Below are 16,021 nucleotides of genomic sequence, written 5' to 3' on the forward strand. Positions count from 1 at the left end.
CTTCCGAGTGGGCTCACGGGCCGACCGAAGCTGCGTGGGCAGGGGCGGACGTGCAGGAACCGCGCAGTTGTGCCGTCGTGGCGCCCACCGTGGCGACGGCGCCGAGGCAGAGCAAGCCGCCGCTGACGAGGGCAGCTGTTCCGGAGGTCGCGTCCGCCACGAGGCCGGCTCGCATGTTGCCGATGTCGGGTCCCGCTTGCCCGACGATCAGTTCAGCTGCGCCGACGCGGCCCAGCAGCTCCTGCGGGGTGTGCATCTGGACGACGGTGCTCCGGGAGACGACGGAGACGGTGTCGGCGGCCCCGGCGATGACGAGGAAGACCAAACCGGCCCATGGGTTGGCTGCCATGCCGAACATCGTCAACGCTGCGCCCCAGGCGGCGGAACCGCCCAGCATGATCAAGCCGGGGCGCGGGACACGGGTGAAGGTCCCCGAGAAGAGGGACGCGGCCACGCCGCCGACGGCGATGGCCGTGAGGAACAGTCCGAGGGTGCGAGGGTTGCCGTCGAACCGTTCGCCGTTGATCAAGGGGAACAGGCTGATCGGCATCGACAACACGGTGGTGGCGAGGTCCGTGAGCAGGGCTGCGCGAATGACGGGGGTGCGGCCCAAGAAGGCCAGGCCGTCGAGCACTCCCCGCAGGCCGGGCCGGGCAGGCGCGTCTCCCGGGTGCATCGGCGGCAGTCCCAAGGCACCGTGGAACGCGGCGACGAACGTCACGGCGTCGATCAGATAGCAGGCGCCGACTCCCAGCCCGCCCGCGATCAAACCACCGAGCGCGGGACCGAGCAGCATGGCGCCCTGAAAGGCAACGCGTCTCAACGCCAGCCCAGCGGCCAGTTGGTGCGTGGGCAGAAGCCGGGGAATGAAGGTACGCGAGGCCGGGCCCCCGCCCGCGACGAAGCATGACTGGAGGGCGACGAGCCCCAGCACGCCGGCGGCGGGAACGTGCCCGAGGAAGCCCTGGAGTGCGAGGAGGAGCGAACACACGGCTTGCCCGCCGGTGGTGAGGAGATAGAACGCCCGGCGGTCCACTCGGTCGACCAGCGAGCCTGCCCACAGCCCGAGCGCGACGAGCGGAATCGCCTGTGCCAGTCCGACGGCGCCCGTCCATGTGGGGCTCTTCGTCATCTGCCACACCTGGAACATGACGGCGACCAGCGTCATCTGGCTGCCGAAGCCGGACAGGGTCTGGCCGATCCACAGCCGCCGGAACGGCGGTGACGACCGTAACGGAGCCACGTCGATCAGCGTGCGCCTCAGCCCCATCCGGGATCCTCGGCCAGCTTCTCGCTGATCCGGTCGTGGAGGCTCCTGCGCTCCAGAGCTCGCTCGATGTCGGTGACGACCTGGGAGAGCGGGTAGGGAATCTCGGCTTCCAGGTCGGCGAGGGCGGCCTCGGTGGCCCGCCATTCCGCCGCCAGCCGGCCGACGACGCGGTGGGCCTTGTCGGTGAGCGTGACCTTCTTGGTGCGTGCGTCGTCGCCCACGACGGTCTGCACCCAGCCGGCCGTGCGCATGGCGGCGACCTTCTGGCTGAGCGCGGAATGCGTGCGCTGGACCGAGTCGGCCAGTTCCGCGATGGTCATGGGCCCGCGGGCATGCAGCCGCAGCAGCTCCATGACGTAGCTGGGCTTGAGCCCCTCGATCTGTTGCCCGGCGTAGATCCGGGCGATGTCGGCGTCCATGGACGCCTGCAGCAAGCGCAGGGGCCGCCAGAGGCTTCGCTGTGTCGGGTCGAGCGCATGTTTGTCGGCCATGCGGCGCATCGTAACAGCGCTTATATAAGCGCTGTTACTTTCGGCATCCACTCGTACTGATCAAGAACAGGTCAGTCGTCCACGGGCAGGCACTCGGCGAGCAGTCCGACGATGTCGCGCCAGGCCCGCTGCGCATGCTGGGGGTGGTAGCCGACGCCGGGGCGCACGGCGTGGTCGACCGGTGGGTGGTGGAAGGCGTGCAAGGCGCCGCCGTAGACCACGAGGCGCCAGTCGACGCCCGCGGCCTGCATTTCCGCGGCGAAGGCCTCCCGCTGCGCGGGCGGCATGATCGGGTCCTCCGAGCCCACCCCCGCCCACACGGGGCAACGGATGCGCGCCGCCTCGCCCGGCCGGCCCGTGGTCAGTGCGTTGACCGTCCCGATCGCCCGTAGGCCGACGCCGGCGCGCCCCAGTTCCAGCGCGATCGCGCCGCCGGTGCCATAGCCGACAGCGGCGATCCGGTCGGGGTCGGTCCGCGGTTCGGCGCGCAGTACATCGAGTGCCGCACGGCCGATCCCCCGCATCCGGTCGGGGTCGGCGAGCAACGGCATCACGCGCGCCAGCATCTCCTCCGGGTCGGTGAACCAGCGACCCCCGTGCAGGTCGAAGGCCAGCGCCACGTACCCCAGTTCGGCGAGGGCGTCGGCCCGGCGGCGCTGGACGTCGTTGAGGCCCGGCCCCTCGGGCCCGATCAGGACAGCGGGGCGGCGGCCCACACCGGCGGGGAGTGCCAGGTGCCCTCTCATCGTCAGACCGTCGGAAGGGTAGGTGACCGTGCGCGTTGTGACCGTCGTCATGAGAACGGACTGTAGTGACGGCGGAGCCCGTTCCGGCCGGACTCTGCTGTCGGCAGAGCGGCACAGCGCCCTTCGGGCAGCCCGTGACCACCGCGCAGGACAGTCGGTGGATCGGCCGCCACAGCGGCTCGGGCATCGCTCGCCGGGCCCGCGGGACTCAGCCGGCGGTGTCGGAGGGTTCGGCGGCGCGGGGGCCGATGTGGTGGTCGAAGCCCATCGTCCCCGGGTCGAGGGCTGTCGTCCCGCCGTCGACGGTGAGGACCGCGCCGTTGACGTAGGAAGCCGCGGGGGAGAGCAGCCAGTCGATCGCCTGGGCGACCTCGCGTGGCTCGCCCGGCCGTCCCATCGGCAGGAACCCGGTCGCTTCCCGGTAGCCCTCTTCGACGCCGCCGGACAGACAGGCCTCCTCGGCGAACCGCGCCATGCGCCGGTCGGCCATCTCGGTGCGCACCCATCCCGGGCACACGACGTTGGCACGCACCCCGCGGCGCCCGTAGTCGACGGCGACCGAGCGGCACAGCTGGAGCAGCGCCGCCTTGGAGGTGGCGTAGGGAGCGTTGCTGGTGCCGTTGCGCAGCGCGGACACCGAGGCGACGGCGACCACTGCCCCGCTGGACTCCAGCAGCCGCGGAAGCGCCGCGCGCAGCAGCAGGAGCGGCCCGGTGACGTTGGTGCGCATCACCGCGTCCCAGTCGCGCAGGGTCAGGTCCCCGACGGCTCCGCCGCGTCCGATGCCGGCGTTCAGCACGACCCCGTCGAGCCGTCCGTAGGCAGTGACGGCCGCCCGTACGACTCCCTCGGCCGCCTCGGACTCGCCGACGTCGGACGGGTACGCCAGCGCACCCGTCTCCCGTGCGAGCCGCTGCAGGGGTTCGGGCCGGCGCCCGGAGACGACGACGTGATGGCCTTGCTCTCGCAGCAACCGGGCCGTGGCCTCACCGATGCCCGAGCCGCCGCCGGTCACCACGACCACCCGCTCGTCCGCCACCGCAGCCACACCCCTCACCCTGATCACGAAGCATCCGGTCCGACTCTAGATCCGGCACCTGCGACGCCGACGAGTTTTGGCCAGTGCCCCGCTGTGCTGAGTGCAAGCGCCGGATCGGTGCCACAGCCGCCTCCTCGACCCAGTGGAAGTCGGCGCGGAAGCGGAAAAGGCCGTCCGTTCTCTCCCGTCTTTCATAGGGGTGTGCTCTGCGTGTTCCATAGCGGTGCGGTCTGCGGTGCGCGACCATACGGACGCGGCACAACACAATCTTTCGGCCGGTGGGCGCCATGGCGCGCTGAGCGTGTGGGTCGACATGCTCGCAACCGGTAAAGGCGAATGACGTCAAGAACAGCGGCCAGCAGAAGGAACACCGAGACAGGAAGAAGGACGGGCATGTCCGGCAGCGAAAGCGAGAACCCAGCAATCCCTTCCCCGACGCCCACGCCGACTCGGCGGCCGAGGACGAACCGGGACTGGTGGCCGAATCAACTGGACCTTCAGGTTCTCCACCAGCACTCGCCCCGCTCCAATCCGATGGACGAGGACTTCGACTACGCGAAAGAGTTCGCGACCCTCGACGTCGACGCGCTGAAGCGTGACGTCTTCGCGGTGATGACGACCTCCCAGGACTGGTGGCCCGCCGACTACGGTCACTACGGGCCGCTCTTCATCCGGATGAGCTGGCATGCCGCCGGAACGTACCGCATCGCGGACGGCCGCGGCGGGGGCGGCAGCGGCGCGCAGCGCTTCGCCCCCCTCAACAGCTGGCCGGACAACGCGAGCCTGGACAAGGCGCGCCGTCTGCTCTGGCCCGTGAAACAGAAGTACGGCCGGAAAATCTCCTGGGCCGATCTTCTGGTCTTCGCCGGAAACTGTGCCATGGAATCCATGGGATTCAAGACGTTCGGGTTCGGTTTCGGGCGGCAGGACATCTGGGAACCCGAGGAGATCTTCTGGGGCCCCGAGGACACCTGGCTCGGAGACGAGCGCTACAGCGGCGACCGGGAACTCACCGGTCCTTTCGCCGCCGTGCAGATGGGCCTCATCTACGTCAATCCCGAGGGGCCCAACGGAAACCCCGATCCGATGGCTGCCGCCCGGGACATCCGGGAGACGTTCAGGCGCATGGCGATGAATGACGAGGAGACCGCCGCGCTCATCATCGGCGGCCACACCTTCGGCAAGTGCCATGGCGCGGTCGACCCCAGCTACATCGGCCCCGAGCCCGAGGCCGCACCCCTGGAGCAGCAGGGCATCGGCTGGCGGAACACGTACGGCAGCGGCAAGGGCCCCGACGCGCTCACCAGTGGTCTGGAGGGCGCCTGGACCAACGAGCCGACCAGGTGGGACACCGGATACCTGGACAACCTGTACGGGTACGAGTGGGAACTGACGAGCAGCCCCGCCGGCGCCCACCAGTGGACTCCGAAGGATCCCGCGGCCAGGGACACCGTGCCCGACGCCCATGATCCGTCGAAGCGGCACGCCCCCATGATGCTGACGACGGACATCGCGCTGAGGGTCGACCCGATCTACGGGCCGATCACGAAGAGGTTCCACGAGAACCCGGACGAGCTCGCGTTGGCGTTCGCCAAGGCGTGGTACAAACTGCTGCACCGCGACATGGGGCCCCTCTCGCGTTACCTCGGCCCGTGGATCCCCGAACCCCAGCTGTGGCAGGACCCCGTCCCCGATGTCGATCACGAGCTCGTCGGGGACGAGGACATCGCCGCCCTCAAGAGCAGGATCCTCGCCTCGGGCCTGTCCACCTCCCAGCTGGTCACCACGGCCTGGGCTTCGGCGGCCAGCTTCCGCGGCACCGACAAGCGCGGCGGGGCGAACGGTGCGCGGATCCGTCTCGCGCCGCAGAAGGACTGGGAGCTCAACGACCTCCCCGAGGTGACCGAGGTGCTGCGGACGCTGGAGCGGATCCAGCAGGACTTCAACGACTCCCAGACCGGCGCGACGAGGGTCTCCCTCGCCGACCTGATCGTCCTCGGTGGGTGCGCGGCAGTCGAGCAGGCCGCGAGGAACGCCGGGTACGACATCACGGTCCCGTTCACGCCGGGGCGTACGGACGCCTCGCAGGAGCAGACGGACGTGGAGTCGTTCGCCGTGCTGGAGCCCAAGGCGGACGGATTCCGCAACTACCTTCCGGCGGGGGAGAAGCTCTCGCCGGAGACCCTCCTGCTGGACCGCGCCAACATGCTGACCCTGACCGCTCCCGAGATGACGGTGCTGGTCGGCGGCATGCGGGCCCTGGACACCGGCTTCAAGGAGTCTGCCCACGGGGTCTTCACCCAGCGGCCGGGAGCCTTGACCAACGACTTCTTCGTCAACCTGCTCGACATGGGCACGGAGTGGAAGGCTTCCGCTACGGACGAGAACGTCTTCGAAGGCCGGGATCGCATCACGGGCGAGGTCAAGTGGACCGCCACCGCCGTCGACCTCGTCTTCGGCGCGCACGCCCAGCTCCGGGCCGTATCGGAGGTCTACGCGGCCCAGGACGGGGGAGAGAAGTTCGTGCGCGACTTCGTGGCCGCGTGGAACAAGGTGATGAACCTCGACCGGTTCGATCTCGTCTGAGCCCGGCGTCCCGGTCGGCCCTCATCGGCCGACCGGGACGCGGTGAGACGGCGGCAACCGTGCGTGGCCGGATGTCCGAGTGAGTGCTCTGCTCCACGCCGTAGGCTGTGGGGCATGCCTGTGGAGCGGCACGTACTCCTGGACAGGGACGGTCTGTTGCTGGCCGACATGTGCTGCGGCCGTCCTCCGCGCGGGTGGACCGAGCCGCGGCCGGCCACCGTGTTCGGACTGGTGCTGGTGCGCCGGGGCCTGGTGCGAGGCCGCGTCGACGGCCGGGAGCGGCTACTCGATCCATCGAGCGTGTATGTCGAACGACCGGGGTGCGAGCAGCAGTTCAGCCATCCGCGCGGCGGCGACGCCTACGCCGAGATCGTGGTGAGCGAGACGGCTCTCGCCGATCTGCTGGGCGGTGACCCGTCCGTGCCCGAGGGGTTGGTCTTCAGCACGCCTGATCTGTCCGTCGCACACCGGCAGTTGTTCGGACACGGCCGCGCCGAAGGAATGGACGGGTTCGAGATCGCCGAACGGATCACCGCTCTGGCCGCACAGTTGCTCGGCCGACTCGCCCCCGAGCGTGTGGAGTCCGGCCGTCCCGGCACGGCCGCGGCCCGCCGGCGACTGGTGGACCAGGCGCGCAGAGCGCTCAACGACGACCCGTTGCTGAGCCTCGCTGCAGCTGGTCGACCCGTCGGTCGCCTACCGCTACGAAGGGGACAAGCCGACGGCGCGCGCCACCCGCACCGGCCTGCTCGACCGGGCTCGCGGGGAGCGCGCCCTGCTGGCCACGGCACACCTCAACAACCCCTTCATGCCAGCGTGTTGACCAGCACCCACCCCTGCTGCGACGAGCAGCGCGGCCGCTGACCAGGACCGGTCTAGACGCCGGTCCGTCCGTCGACGAGCTCACGCACGATGTCGAGGTGGCCGTTGTGGCGGGACGTCTCTTCGATGAGATGGAGGATCACCCAGCGGAGGTCCACGTGGCGGCCGTCGCTGATGGCTCGCTCGGCCGTTGCGTCCAGGTCGTGGCCGGACAGCAGGTGACGGTAGCGGTCGCTCTGGTCCTGATATTCGGCGAGAAGCCGGGGCAACGGGATGTCGATCGCTGTCCGCATCTCCGGATCGGGGTCGTCGTCGCTCGCCTCCGTGAGCGGTCCCGCGAGTTCTTCCCCGAGGAACATCACCTGGATCCAGTAGTGCTCGACCCAGCGCAGATGGCTGATCAGCCCGCACATCGTCATCAGCGGCGAGTCCGGGAGGGGGGCCTTGCGAGCGTCTTCCGCGGACACCCCCTCGCACTTCGCTCGCGCCGTCTCACGGGCGTAGTCCAGGAAGGTGATCAGCTGCGTGCGTTCGTCCCAGGCGGGAGGCGTATCGGTTCGTTGCGTCATCGGGCGGAGTCTCCCGCAGCCCGCCGGGGACGTCGAGTGATTAACTAACCGTCGCGGACAGGACAAGGGCCCCGCCCGCACACGGACGGTGCCCTTGCGTGGACATCGTCAGTGCCCGAAGGCGCCCTTGGCCCTCTCCTTGGCGGAGCGGGCCTTGCCGCGGGCCTCAAGCGCAGCGCCCTTGGCTTCGGTGGTCCTGTCACCGGCCACGTGGGCCACCTTCCGCACGGCCTTCCCGACAACCTGCTCGGCCTTGGCCTTGGCTCTCTCTCCGGCACTCATGTCGGTCCCTTCCTGAGCTCTCCTCCATCCACCTGCCCTTGACGGACGGCCGGAAACCGGTGCACCGCGCGGATCGGCATCAGACCGAGGTCTCCGCAGGTCAGCAGGCGCATCAGGTGCATCCCGCCAGGCCGAGGGCGTGACCGCGAGCGAGCTGATGCCGGCTGCGCCTCAGGACGGGGCGAGGACGCAGAACTCGTGGCCCTCCGGGTCGGCCAGACACGTCCACGGGACGTCGCCCTGGCCGAGGTCGAGATCGGTGGCGCCGAGGGCCCGCAGCCGGGCCACCTCCGCGTCCTGGTCGTCACCGGGATGCGGCAGCAGGTCGAGATGGACGCGGTCCGGCACCGTCTTCCGGTCGGGCGTACGCAGGAACTCCAGATACGGGCCGACACCCTTCGCGGAACGCAGCACCGCGCGATCCTCGGTCACCTCGTGCAGGGTCCAGTCCAACGCCTCACCCCAGAACCGGGCCATGGCCCCCAGATCCGCGCAGTCGACCACCACCGCGGCGACCGGCCCGGTGTCCCGGTGGATCTCCCGAGGTTCCCGTACGCAGAACTCGTTGCCCTCGGGGTCGGCGAGGACCGTCCACGGCACGTTGCCCTGGCCCACGTGGGCGGCCGTCGCACCGAGAGCCTGGAGGCGTGCCACCAACTGCGCCTGATGCGCCGCAGAGGTGGTGGCGAGATCAAGGTGCACGCGGTTCTTCGTTGTTGTCTTCGGTTCCGGTACGGGAACGACGTCGACACCCAGGACGACCGGATCCGGCCAGACGAGGCCGCCGACGGGGCCGACATAGGTGGTCACGCCCGGGCTGTAAGCGCTCCAGCCGAGCGCCTCCGCCCAGAACCGGCCGACCGCCGAGGCGTCAAGTGCCTTGATGTTCACATGAACAGGTCGCAGCGCCATACCGGCGATCCTATGCACCCGCGCTGCGACGACATCCGCCTGTCGCCGATCAGAGACCTGATCCTTTCGGAGTACTCCCGCGTGGCGTGCGATAGGTTGCCCGCCATGACCGGACTCGGACCCGTCGCCTGGCCACCTGCCCCGATAAGGACCGAACGGCTCCTGCTCCGCGAGTCCAAGGCCCGGGACCGTGTGGCGTTCATCGAGCTCTTCGCCTCGCCGGAGGTGCACACCTACCTCGGCGGTCCCCGACCGCGGGACGAGCTCGAGCGCGCTGTGCCCGAGGTGCCCGGGCGGCGTCCCGGAGTCTTCGTGATCGATCTCGACGGAGCGATGATCGGCACGGTCTCACTCGACCGGCGCGACGCAGAGCGGCCCGGGCACGTCCGTCCCGAGGCCGGGGAGCCCGAGCTCGGCTACATGTTCCTGCCGGAGGCATGGGGATGCGGATACGCCGCCGAGGCCTGCGCGGCCGCACTCGACTGGTGCGCCGGCGCACTCCCCAGCGAGCCGGTGGTCCTCTGCACCCAGACCGCCAACGACCGTTCGATGCGCCTCGCGGCGAAGCTCGGCTTCACCGAGGTGGAACGGTTCGAGGAGTACGGCGCCGAGCAGTGGTTCGGCGTGCGGTCCTCGGCCACGCCGCCCGGCTGAGGCCAGCCGTCCGCAGGAACTGACCTGCGGATCAACCACCGTGCAGCCAGACCCGCAGCGGACCGATCGCCTCGAAGCCGTGGTGGAGAGCGGCATCGAGGTCGGCACCGTGCTCATAGCCCACCACCGGCAGGTCCGGGAACAGCCGGTGCACTACGTTCAGCACCCCCGGCCAGGCCCGGTCGGCGCCGCCCTCCAACGCGAAGACGTTGGAGATTCCCACCACTTGCTCGCTGCGGCTCGCCACCGCCCCGGCGGCCACCAGGCCGTCCGCGGAGTGTCCGACGAGCACGGACGTGGCCGGGTCATCGAGCAGTGCGGGCCGGAAGAGGTCCGCGTTGCCGCCGCCGTCGTCCCAGGCGAGGGCCCAGGCCCGCAATACGTCCCGGTCGCTGACCACGCCCCAGGTGAGATCCGGTGAGGTGGTCGGCGTGCTCGCGGGGCGGTGGATCCACTGCGCGTCGAACAGGACCTCGAAGCCGGCCCCCGTCAGGTCGAGGTCGGCGAAGCTGTCCTTGACGCAGGCGCCGGCAGCGGCGGTATCGATCCGGTCCACCAGCGCGGCGGCATCGGCCCGCGGCACCAGCGTGACCGCGTCGGGGTAGTACAGCGGTGGCCGGGCCGGGACGGCCCAGGCCTGCGCTCCGAACTCGCCCGTCAAGCCGTGGGACCGGCTCATCGACGCGCACCACTCGGCGTTGTTGCGGGCGGCGGCCTGGATCACGAACTGCTTCGTCGTCGTCACGAGCGCGCATCATGGTCCGTACAGGCCGGGTCCGTCGAACGGGTTTCATGGCTTTCTTCGCGCGGTCGTACGCCGCTCCAGCCACATAACGCTCGCCGGGATGACCCACATGGTCAGTCCCGCAGCAGGGCGAGCTGGTGCTCGACGGCCGCGGTAAGCCGCTGCTCGTCGTCCGTCGCGAGCAGGTCGAGCAGGGCGCCGCGCAACACGGCCAGTGCCAGGGTGCGGCGGACGGCACCGTCCTCGCCGTCGCGTTCGAACGGCGGCTGGCAGTCGGCCAGGACGCCGAGCCAATCCTGCACCGTGGCACGGGCGAACCCGGCCCAGGCCCCGTCGGGCTGGACGAGGGAGCGCGCGTACGCCTCGGCCCACAGCCGCAGCAGTGGCCGGTGCTCCTTCGCGGCGAGCCACGCCCAGACCCGCTCGACGGCCGGGACCAGCCCGGCCGGACGATCGGGCTGCCTGACCCGGGCCAGCAGCGCCAGCTCGTCGTCGCGGGCCCGCGCGAGCAGCGCCTGCACCAGGCCGTCCTTGCTGCCGAAGAGGAAGAGCAGGACTCGCGGACTGGAGCCGATGGCCTCGGCCAGCGGGCGCAGCGACAGATCGGTCAGGCCGTGGGCGAGGGCGTACCGGTACGCCGCCTCCAGCAGCTCGCGCTGCCGGGCGGACGGGGTTGGCGTTTCCTGGGGCACATGGCTACCCTAACGTAACTGAAACGACTGTTTCAGTTGCCGGTGAGGGTGATCGCGGAGGCCGGGAGAACAGCTCATGTCGCAGCAAGATCACAGGCAGGCCGTCGTGCGCCGCGCCGACCGTCCCGGCGACCTGGGATGGGTGGTGATGGCACACGGCGAGGTCTACGACCAGCAGTTCGGCTGGAACACCGACTTCGAGGCCCTGGTGGCCAAGATCGTCGCCGACTACGGCGTGAAGCACGATCCCGCCCGCGAGGCGGGCTGGATCGCCGAGGTCGACGGTCGGCGCGTGGGCTGCGTCTTCCTGGTCGCCGGGGATCAGCCGAAGGTCGCCAAGCTGCGGATCCTGCTCGTCACTCCGGAGGGAAGGGGTCTTGGTCTCGGGACGCGTCTGGTCGGGGAATGCCTGGCCTTCGCCCGTGATGCGGGCTACGAGCAGGTGACGCTGTGGACCAACGACGTACTGGCGGCGGCGCGCAAGATCTACCAGAACTTCGGTTTCATCCTCGCCGACGAGGAACGCCACCACAGCTTCGGCCACGATCTCATCGGCCAGAACTGGACCCTCGACCTGCACACCGACGCGGCGGACAGCGACAACTGACGATGTGGAGAGGCGACGGCGAGTGACCGACCGACGGTGACGCATACGGCGATCCCGAACGTACGTTGCTGCCTGGCATGATCGGCCGGTGATCAGCCAACCTGCGCGGCCGGGCCGTAAGAAATATGTCCTTTTCGATGTCGATGGCACGTTGATCGACGCGGTGAGCAACCAGCGCGAGGTCTGGGGAACATGGGCGAGCCGGTACGGGCTGGATGCGGACGAGGTCTACCAGGTGGCTCTGCGGACGCGACCGATGGAGACGTTCGCCCAGGTCGCCGCTGACCTGGACCCGCATGCGTGCCTGGCCGCGCTGCACGAGCTGGAGGACGAAGACGTCCGGTCCGGCGTCTATACGGCCTTCGATGGCGCGTCGGAGCTGCTGCGGGGCCTGCCCCCCGAGTCCTGGGCGCTGGTGACATCGAACTACGAGCACCGGGTGCGCGGCCGTTTCCTGCGGACGGGCTTGCCGGTACCCCACGTGATCGTGGACGCGGCCGCTGTCGAGGAGGGCAAGCCCTCTCGCGTCCCGTACCTGCTGGCCGCTGAGCAGCTCGGAGCCGAGCCGGAAGACTGTCTGGTCATCGAGGACGCCCCGTCCGGGGTGCGGTCCGGACTGGGTGCCGGGATGACGGTGTGGGGGGTGAACGCCGCCACCGCGGTGGAGGGCGTACATCGCCACTTCGTCAGTCTGCGCGAGGCAGTTCCGCACATTCGGGCCTTCACGGCGGACGCTCACACGAATGCCGCAGCCTGAGCGTGCCCGCGGGCACCGAGCCATCACTGGGGTGTGCCGACGTGTCGGTCCCTGGCACACGCCTTCTTCCCCGGGTTGATGCGTCGCGAGCCCACCGCCAGGAGCGGTGGCCGATACGCTCGAGTGGCGGCTGGAAGTCGTTGCTCCCTGGTGATGGGCAGTTCCACCGTGTAGTTTCACTACCAGCTGTCGTGGTTCGCAGTTCCTGCCCGCGCTTTGGCGTGGGCGTTTTGCTGTGCAATACCGGACCAGGACGACCACCTCCGGGCCGCACGGTGCGGCCCGACATCGACTGAGAGGTATGAGCATGGCCAGCGGAACCGTGAAGTGGTTCAACTCCGAAAAGGGCTTCGGCTTCATCGCGCAGGACGGCGGCGGGCCGGACGTCTTCGCGCACTACTCCAACATCAACTCTTCCGGGTTCCGTGAGCTCGTCGAAGGTCAGGCCGTGACCTTCGACATCACCCAGGGCCAGAAGGGCCCGCAGGCGGAGAACATCACCGCCGTCTGATCGCGCACCACGGATTCACCTGCCCCGGAGCATGCGCTCCGGGGCAGTCGCGTTCGCTTGCGGTGGTGACACCGCGTTGCATGTAATCTCGGTCGTGATCAATCGTCTCGCGGCTTGGAGGAACTACCAATGACCAAGGGTCCGTTCGTCGCCATGTCCGCCGCTACCGCGGCCCTGGGGACCGTGCTCGGTTCCCTTGCGCTCCAGCTGCGCGCAGACGGCTACGAGCAGTACGTCGAATCCGTATCCACCTTCAGTGTCCTCATGTACGTCACCGCAGCTCTTGTCCTGGTGACCTGGGTCCGAGACGGTCGGCCGAACTCGAACTGAGCTCTTCTTCCGGCCCGCTACGGTGATATGAGCAAGGCCGGGGTCGTCGGCCACCCTCCGCGGTGAGAGTGCGCCGCCCCGTGCGCCTCGTGCTCGACACCCACAGTCCGGGGGCCGAGCGCTCCTAGCTGTTGTAGGGGATCCAGGCACGTCCGCCTGTGTCAGTCGTGCCGTACCAGTAGCGGGGCATCTGCTTGATGCTGGTTGTGCGGAACGGGCGGCCGTGGTCATCGACGCGGATCGTGCCGGTGCGGCCCTGGCAGGACCAGTCGAGCTCCAGGTACCAGCGAGTGTCGTGGGCCAGCGTGGTCGCGTCGACCAGCAGTACTTCCGGGTCTTCCGCTGAGACGCGGTAGGGGAAGTGCACGGCCGGCAGGCTGTGTTCGCTGTCGGCACCGTCCTTCGGGCGGGCAATGGGGCGGTCGGCGTCGAGATTCACGGCGAGGCGGCGGGGCGTCAGGTCGCCACCGCAGCCTTGGTCCATCGCGTACGCACTCCCGGCGGCCGGGTTGCCGCGGCTGACGATGCGGACGCGCAACGCCTCCAGGACCACGGCCGTGGACGACCGGCCCTGCACCGAGACCTGCACCATGGTCTGCCGCCCATGCACCGCGCCCTGCGACGCCGCCCACGCCCTCGCGTCCTGCTGCACCGGCGGCGGGGGCACTTGGGCGGGCGGCTTGTCGATGACGTAGTCGTGGCCGCAGCCCATGTCCCAGATCTGGGAGTCGGCGCTCCAGGTGAGGGGCAGGCCGGTGGTCTGCTTCGCCGCCGCGGTGGGGTTGCCCCCGGCGGCGGACGGGTCGGGCGCCTTGGACCCAAGGCCGGGCGACGTATGCCCAGGGCGGGGCGACGCGGAACTGCGGGAAGGGCTGGGGGACGGGGCGGCGAGGGCCGACGGTTTCGCCGAGTGGTGCGGTGTGCCGGGGGCGGTCGTCGGTGGGCGTACGGGGTTGGGGGCGTCCGCCTGGGAGGAGCGGTCGTGCGACAGGGCGGACATGGTGCCCACCGTGGCGAGCAGCGCGCAGGCGACGGCGGCGGATGCCAGGACCTGTCGTCGCCGGTACCAACGGCGGGGAGCGGGGGAGGAGACGGGCGCGTCAGTGCCGGGATAGTCCTCGGGCTGCTGCGGGGAGTCACCCGTCTCGGCGAGTGCTTCGTCCGCGTCGGCGCCCGGCGTTGGTTCCGACGTTGGTCCCGGTCCCGGTCCCGGAGCCGGTTCCGTCTGCACGGAAACGGCCGTACTCCTCCGCTGCCGGGCCGCGACCGCTGACAACCACAACCGGTGCAGTTCGAGCCGCTCCTGTGCTGTCGCCTCGCAGAAGGCCGCGAGCCGCTCCAAGGGCGCGAAGTCCTGCGGCACGGCCTCGCCCGCGCAGTACCGGTGCAGCGTGGAGGTGTTCATGTTGACGCGGCGGGCCAGCGAGCCGTAGCTGCGGCCTGTGCGGTCCTTCAGCCGGCGCAGCAGGACCGTGAACTCCTCGACGTCGTCCCGAGCTGACACCGTTCCCCCGTCGTCCGCCCGCGATCCCGTATCCCAGGCACTCATATCCCTGCACGTCAACTGGGCTGGGATGGTTCCACCGTCGCCAAAGGGACGCCATCCGTTGCGCCGGCCTGCCGTGACAGCCGATGCTCTTGGTGTCGAACCGACCCGCAGCGGCAAGACCAACCAGCCGCCGGGAACCATCCGACCCGCATGCACTACACACATGCACAGCGCTGCACCGCACGAGATTCACAGCACTCATTCACGGGGGGACACCCATGCCCAAACGCATCCGAGCAGGCACGCTTCTCGCCCTGGCCGTCACGGGCCTGACGGTGGCGTCCGCCGGGTCGGCCGCCGCTGCCACGAAGACGCCCGGCTTCCTCGCGGCTGCGGACCTGCCGCCGCACCCCGCCTCGTCCTGGACGGCCGGCAAGGTCACCCCCGGCGTACCGCCGGAGACGGGCGGGGACACATGTCTGCGGGCGCTGCCGGGGCACGAGGCCGCGTGGCACCGTGACTTCCGCACCGATCTCGACACGAACGCCCGGCAGATCACCGCCGTCCTGCCCGACACCCGTACGGCCGCGCAGCTCGCCTCGTCGCTGAACGCGGACATCACATCCTGCGCAGCCCGCATCGAGCAGCAGAACCCGGACACCCAGGCCACGGGCAAGGACTACGGGAGGCTGCCCGTCGAGGACGGTGCCCACGTCTACGGCGTCCACACCGAGACCTCCTGGGGCGCGAGCGACGTCCGCCTGCTGTCGGTCGGCCGCGACGGCCGCACCGTCACTGTCGTGGAGTGGGCGCAGCTCGGCGGCTTCGAGGGCACTCCGGTGCAGGCCTTCAAGAAGACGACCACCAGGGCCGTGAACAAGCTCCGCTGACGAAGGGCGGCCCTCCCGCCACGGGGGTCGGGAGGGCCGCCCGCGCACCGACAGCCACAGCACAACCCGACCACTCGATCACCGACCTCTCGATCACCCGCTCACAGAAGAAAACGGGGAACAGCCATGAACAGCACGTCCCGCACGGCACTCACCGCCGGCGTCCTTGCCGTCGCTCTCGGCGTCGGCGCCACCGTCCAGGCCGCGGCCGGGACTCCGCGCAGCGTCAGCGGCAAGCCGTCCGACAACATCACCCGTATCGCCGACTTCTACGGCGCCTACATCGACGCGGTGACCGACGAGGACAGCGGCGGCCTGGGCCAGGCCTTGCGCAGCCACTACCTCACCGCCGGCTTCCAGAAGGAACTGGACGCCTGGGAGGCCAAGAACCACGCCAACGGCGTCCTGCGCGCCCAGAACGTGCCGCTCGCCTGGAAGGTCACCGACAACGGCACCGCCGACTACACGGAGGCGGTGATCACCCTCACCTGGAGCAAGTCCAGTACGACCAAGCTGGTCGTCGACATGACCCGCTCCAGCCACAAGATCTTCCACATCGGGGACAAGGGCATCGGCGGGAAGTGACGGCCAGGCAGCCCCGTTGAACGGGTCTGCCGCCGCCGGTCCGG

The 16,021-nt window shown here is 69.9% G+C and carries 19 protein-coding genes; 9 read left to right on the plus strand and 10 right to left on the minus strand.

Going from position 1 to position 16,021, the window contains the following annotated elements:
* Window positions 1–13 precede the first annotated feature (13 nt).
* The 4 genes from AB0J12_RS05850 to AB0J12_RS05865 all read right to left on the minus strand — a co-directional run bounded on the left by AB0J12_RS05850 (window position 14) and on the right by AB0J12_RS05865 (window position 3,546).
* Window positions 14–1,270 carry an MFS transporter gene (locus AB0J12_RS05850; protein ID WP_363262952.1) on the minus strand — a complete coding sequence of 419 codons (1,257 nt, stop codon included), beginning with the start codon at window positions 1,268–1,270 and terminating at the stop codon, window positions 14–16.
* Window positions 1,261–1,761, minus strand: a complete 501-nt coding sequence (locus AB0J12_RS05855) for a winged helix DNA-binding protein (RefSeq protein ID WP_363262953.1) — start codon at window positions 1,759–1,761, stop codon at window positions 1,261–1,263. Before AB0J12_RS05855 ends, AB0J12_RS05850 begins: the two co-directional genes overlap by 10 nt.
* Window positions 1,762–1,832: 71 nt before the next feature.
* On the minus strand, window positions 1,833–2,558 hold the full coding sequence (locus tag AB0J12_RS05860) for a dienelactone hydrolase family protein (protein WP_363262954.1): 726 nt from the start codon (window positions 2,556–2,558) through the stop codon (window positions 1,833–1,835).
* A 157-nt stretch (window positions 2,559–2,715) separates the two neighbouring features.
* A complete protein-coding gene (locus tag AB0J12_RS05865) occupies window positions 2,716–3,546 on the minus strand; it encodes an SDR family oxidoreductase (protein ID WP_363263219.1) in 831 nt (276 codons plus the stop codon).
* Between the two features lie 393 nt (window positions 3,547–3,939).
* Here AB0J12_RS05865 and katG point away from each other — a divergent pair, with 393 nt between their 5' ends.
* Window positions 3,940–6,132 carry a catalase/peroxidase HPI gene (gene katG, locus AB0J12_RS05870; RefSeq protein WP_363262955.1) on the plus strand — a complete coding sequence of 731 codons (2,193 nt, stop codon included), beginning with the start codon at window positions 3,940–3,942 and terminating at the stop codon, window positions 6,130–6,132.
* A gap of 156 nt (window positions 6,133–6,288) precedes the next feature.
* On the plus strand, window positions 6,289–6,996 hold the full coding sequence (locus AB0J12_RS05875; RefSeq protein WP_363262956.1) for a hypothetical protein: 708 nt from the start codon (window positions 6,289–6,291) through the stop codon (window positions 6,994–6,996).
* 11 nt (window positions 6,997–7,007) lie between these two features.
* Here AB0J12_RS05875 and AB0J12_RS05880 read toward each other — a convergent pair whose 3' ends face one another.
* The 3 genes from AB0J12_RS05880 to AB0J12_RS05890 all read right to left on the minus strand — a co-directional run bounded on the left by AB0J12_RS05880 (window position 7,008) and on the right by AB0J12_RS05890 (window position 8,717).
* The gene (locus AB0J12_RS05880; RefSeq protein ID WP_363262957.1) at window positions 7,008–7,523 is read right to left on the minus strand and encodes a DinB family protein; all 516 of its coding nucleotides are present in this window, start codon (window positions 7,521–7,523) and stop codon (window positions 7,008–7,010) included.
* 108 nt (window positions 7,524–7,631) lie between these two features.
* On the minus strand, window positions 7,632–7,805 hold the full coding sequence (locus AB0J12_RS05885) for a hypothetical protein (RefSeq protein WP_363262958.1): 174 nt from the start codon (window positions 7,803–7,805) through the stop codon (window positions 7,632–7,634).
* 171 nt (window positions 7,806–7,976) lie between these two features.
* Complete coding sequence (locus AB0J12_RS05890) at window positions 7,977–8,717, minus strand: VOC family protein (protein WP_363262959.1); 741 nt, start codon at window positions 8,715–8,717, stop codon at window positions 7,977–7,979.
* Window positions 8,718–8,822: 105 nt separating this feature from the next.
* Here AB0J12_RS05890 and AB0J12_RS05895 point away from each other — a divergent pair, with 105 nt between their 5' ends.
* A complete protein-coding gene (locus AB0J12_RS05895; RefSeq protein WP_363262960.1) occupies window positions 8,823–9,371 on the plus strand; it encodes a GNAT family N-acetyltransferase in 549 nt (182 codons plus the stop codon).
* Window positions 9,372–9,402: 31 nt separating this feature from the next.
* On the opposite strand, the gene AB0J12_RS05900 is transcribed toward AB0J12_RS05895, so the two are convergent.
* Both AB0J12_RS05900 and AB0J12_RS05905 read right to left on the minus strand, forming a co-directional pair.
* Entirely contained in the window at window positions 9,403–10,116 is a 714-nt protein-coding gene (locus AB0J12_RS05900; protein ID WP_363262961.1) for a hypothetical protein, read from the minus strand.
* Window positions 10,117–10,229: 113 nt separating this feature from the next.
* A complete protein-coding gene (locus AB0J12_RS05905; RefSeq protein ID WP_363262962.1) occupies window positions 10,230–10,808 on the minus strand; it encodes a TetR family transcriptional regulator in 579 nt (192 codons plus the stop codon).
* 76 nt (window positions 10,809–10,884) lie between these two features.
* Here AB0J12_RS05905 and AB0J12_RS05910 point away from each other — a divergent pair, with 76 nt between their 5' ends.
* The 4 genes from AB0J12_RS05910 to AB0J12_RS05925 all read left to right on the plus strand — a co-directional run bounded on the left by AB0J12_RS05910 (window position 10,885) and on the right by AB0J12_RS05925 (window position 13,013).
* Entirely contained in the window at window positions 10,885–11,415 is a 531-nt protein-coding gene (locus AB0J12_RS05910) for a GNAT family N-acetyltransferase (RefSeq protein WP_363262963.1), read from the plus strand.
* 88 nt (window positions 11,416–11,503) lie between these two features.
* On the plus strand, window positions 11,504–12,172 hold the full coding sequence (locus AB0J12_RS05915; protein ID WP_363262964.1) for an HAD-IA family hydrolase: 669 nt from the start codon (window positions 11,504–11,506) through the stop codon (window positions 12,170–12,172).
* Window positions 12,173–12,479: 307 nt separating this feature from the next.
* Window positions 12,480–12,683: a cold-shock protein gene (locus tag AB0J12_RS05920; protein WP_361623846.1), complete on the plus strand. Its 204-nt coding sequence runs from the start codon at window positions 12,480–12,482 to the stop codon at window positions 12,681–12,683.
* A gap of 129 nt (window positions 12,684–12,812) precedes the next feature.
* Window positions 12,813–13,013: an SCO3870 family protein gene (locus tag AB0J12_RS05925; protein ID WP_363262965.1), complete on the plus strand. Its 201-nt coding sequence runs from the start codon at window positions 12,813–12,815 to the stop codon at window positions 13,011–13,013.
* 124 nt (window positions 13,014–13,137) lie between these two features.
* Here AB0J12_RS05925 and AB0J12_RS05930 read toward each other — a convergent pair whose 3' ends face one another.
* Entirely contained in the window at window positions 13,138–14,517 is a 1,380-nt protein-coding gene (locus tag AB0J12_RS05930; protein WP_363262966.1) for a helix-turn-helix transcriptional regulator, read from the minus strand.
* Window positions 14,518–14,780: 263 nt separating this feature from the next.
* Between AB0J12_RS05930 and AB0J12_RS05935 the strand changes: the two genes are divergently transcribed.
* Window positions 14,781–15,392: a hypothetical protein gene (locus tag AB0J12_RS05935; RefSeq protein ID WP_363262967.1), complete on the plus strand. Its 612-nt coding sequence runs from the start codon at window positions 14,781–14,783 to the stop codon at window positions 15,390–15,392.
* Between the two features lie 126 nt (window positions 15,393–15,518).
* Window positions 15,519–15,977 (plus strand): hypothetical protein, encoded by a 459-nt coding sequence (locus AB0J12_RS05940; RefSeq protein WP_363262968.1) that lies wholly within the window; start codon window positions 15,519–15,521, stop codon window positions 15,975–15,977.
* Window positions 15,978–16,021: the final 44 nt, after the last annotated feature.

It is taken from the genome of Streptomyces sp. NPDC049915 (assembly GCF_040656475.1).
Classification (GTDB): Bacteria; Actinomycetota; Actinomycetes; order Streptomycetales; family Streptomycetaceae; genus Streptomyces.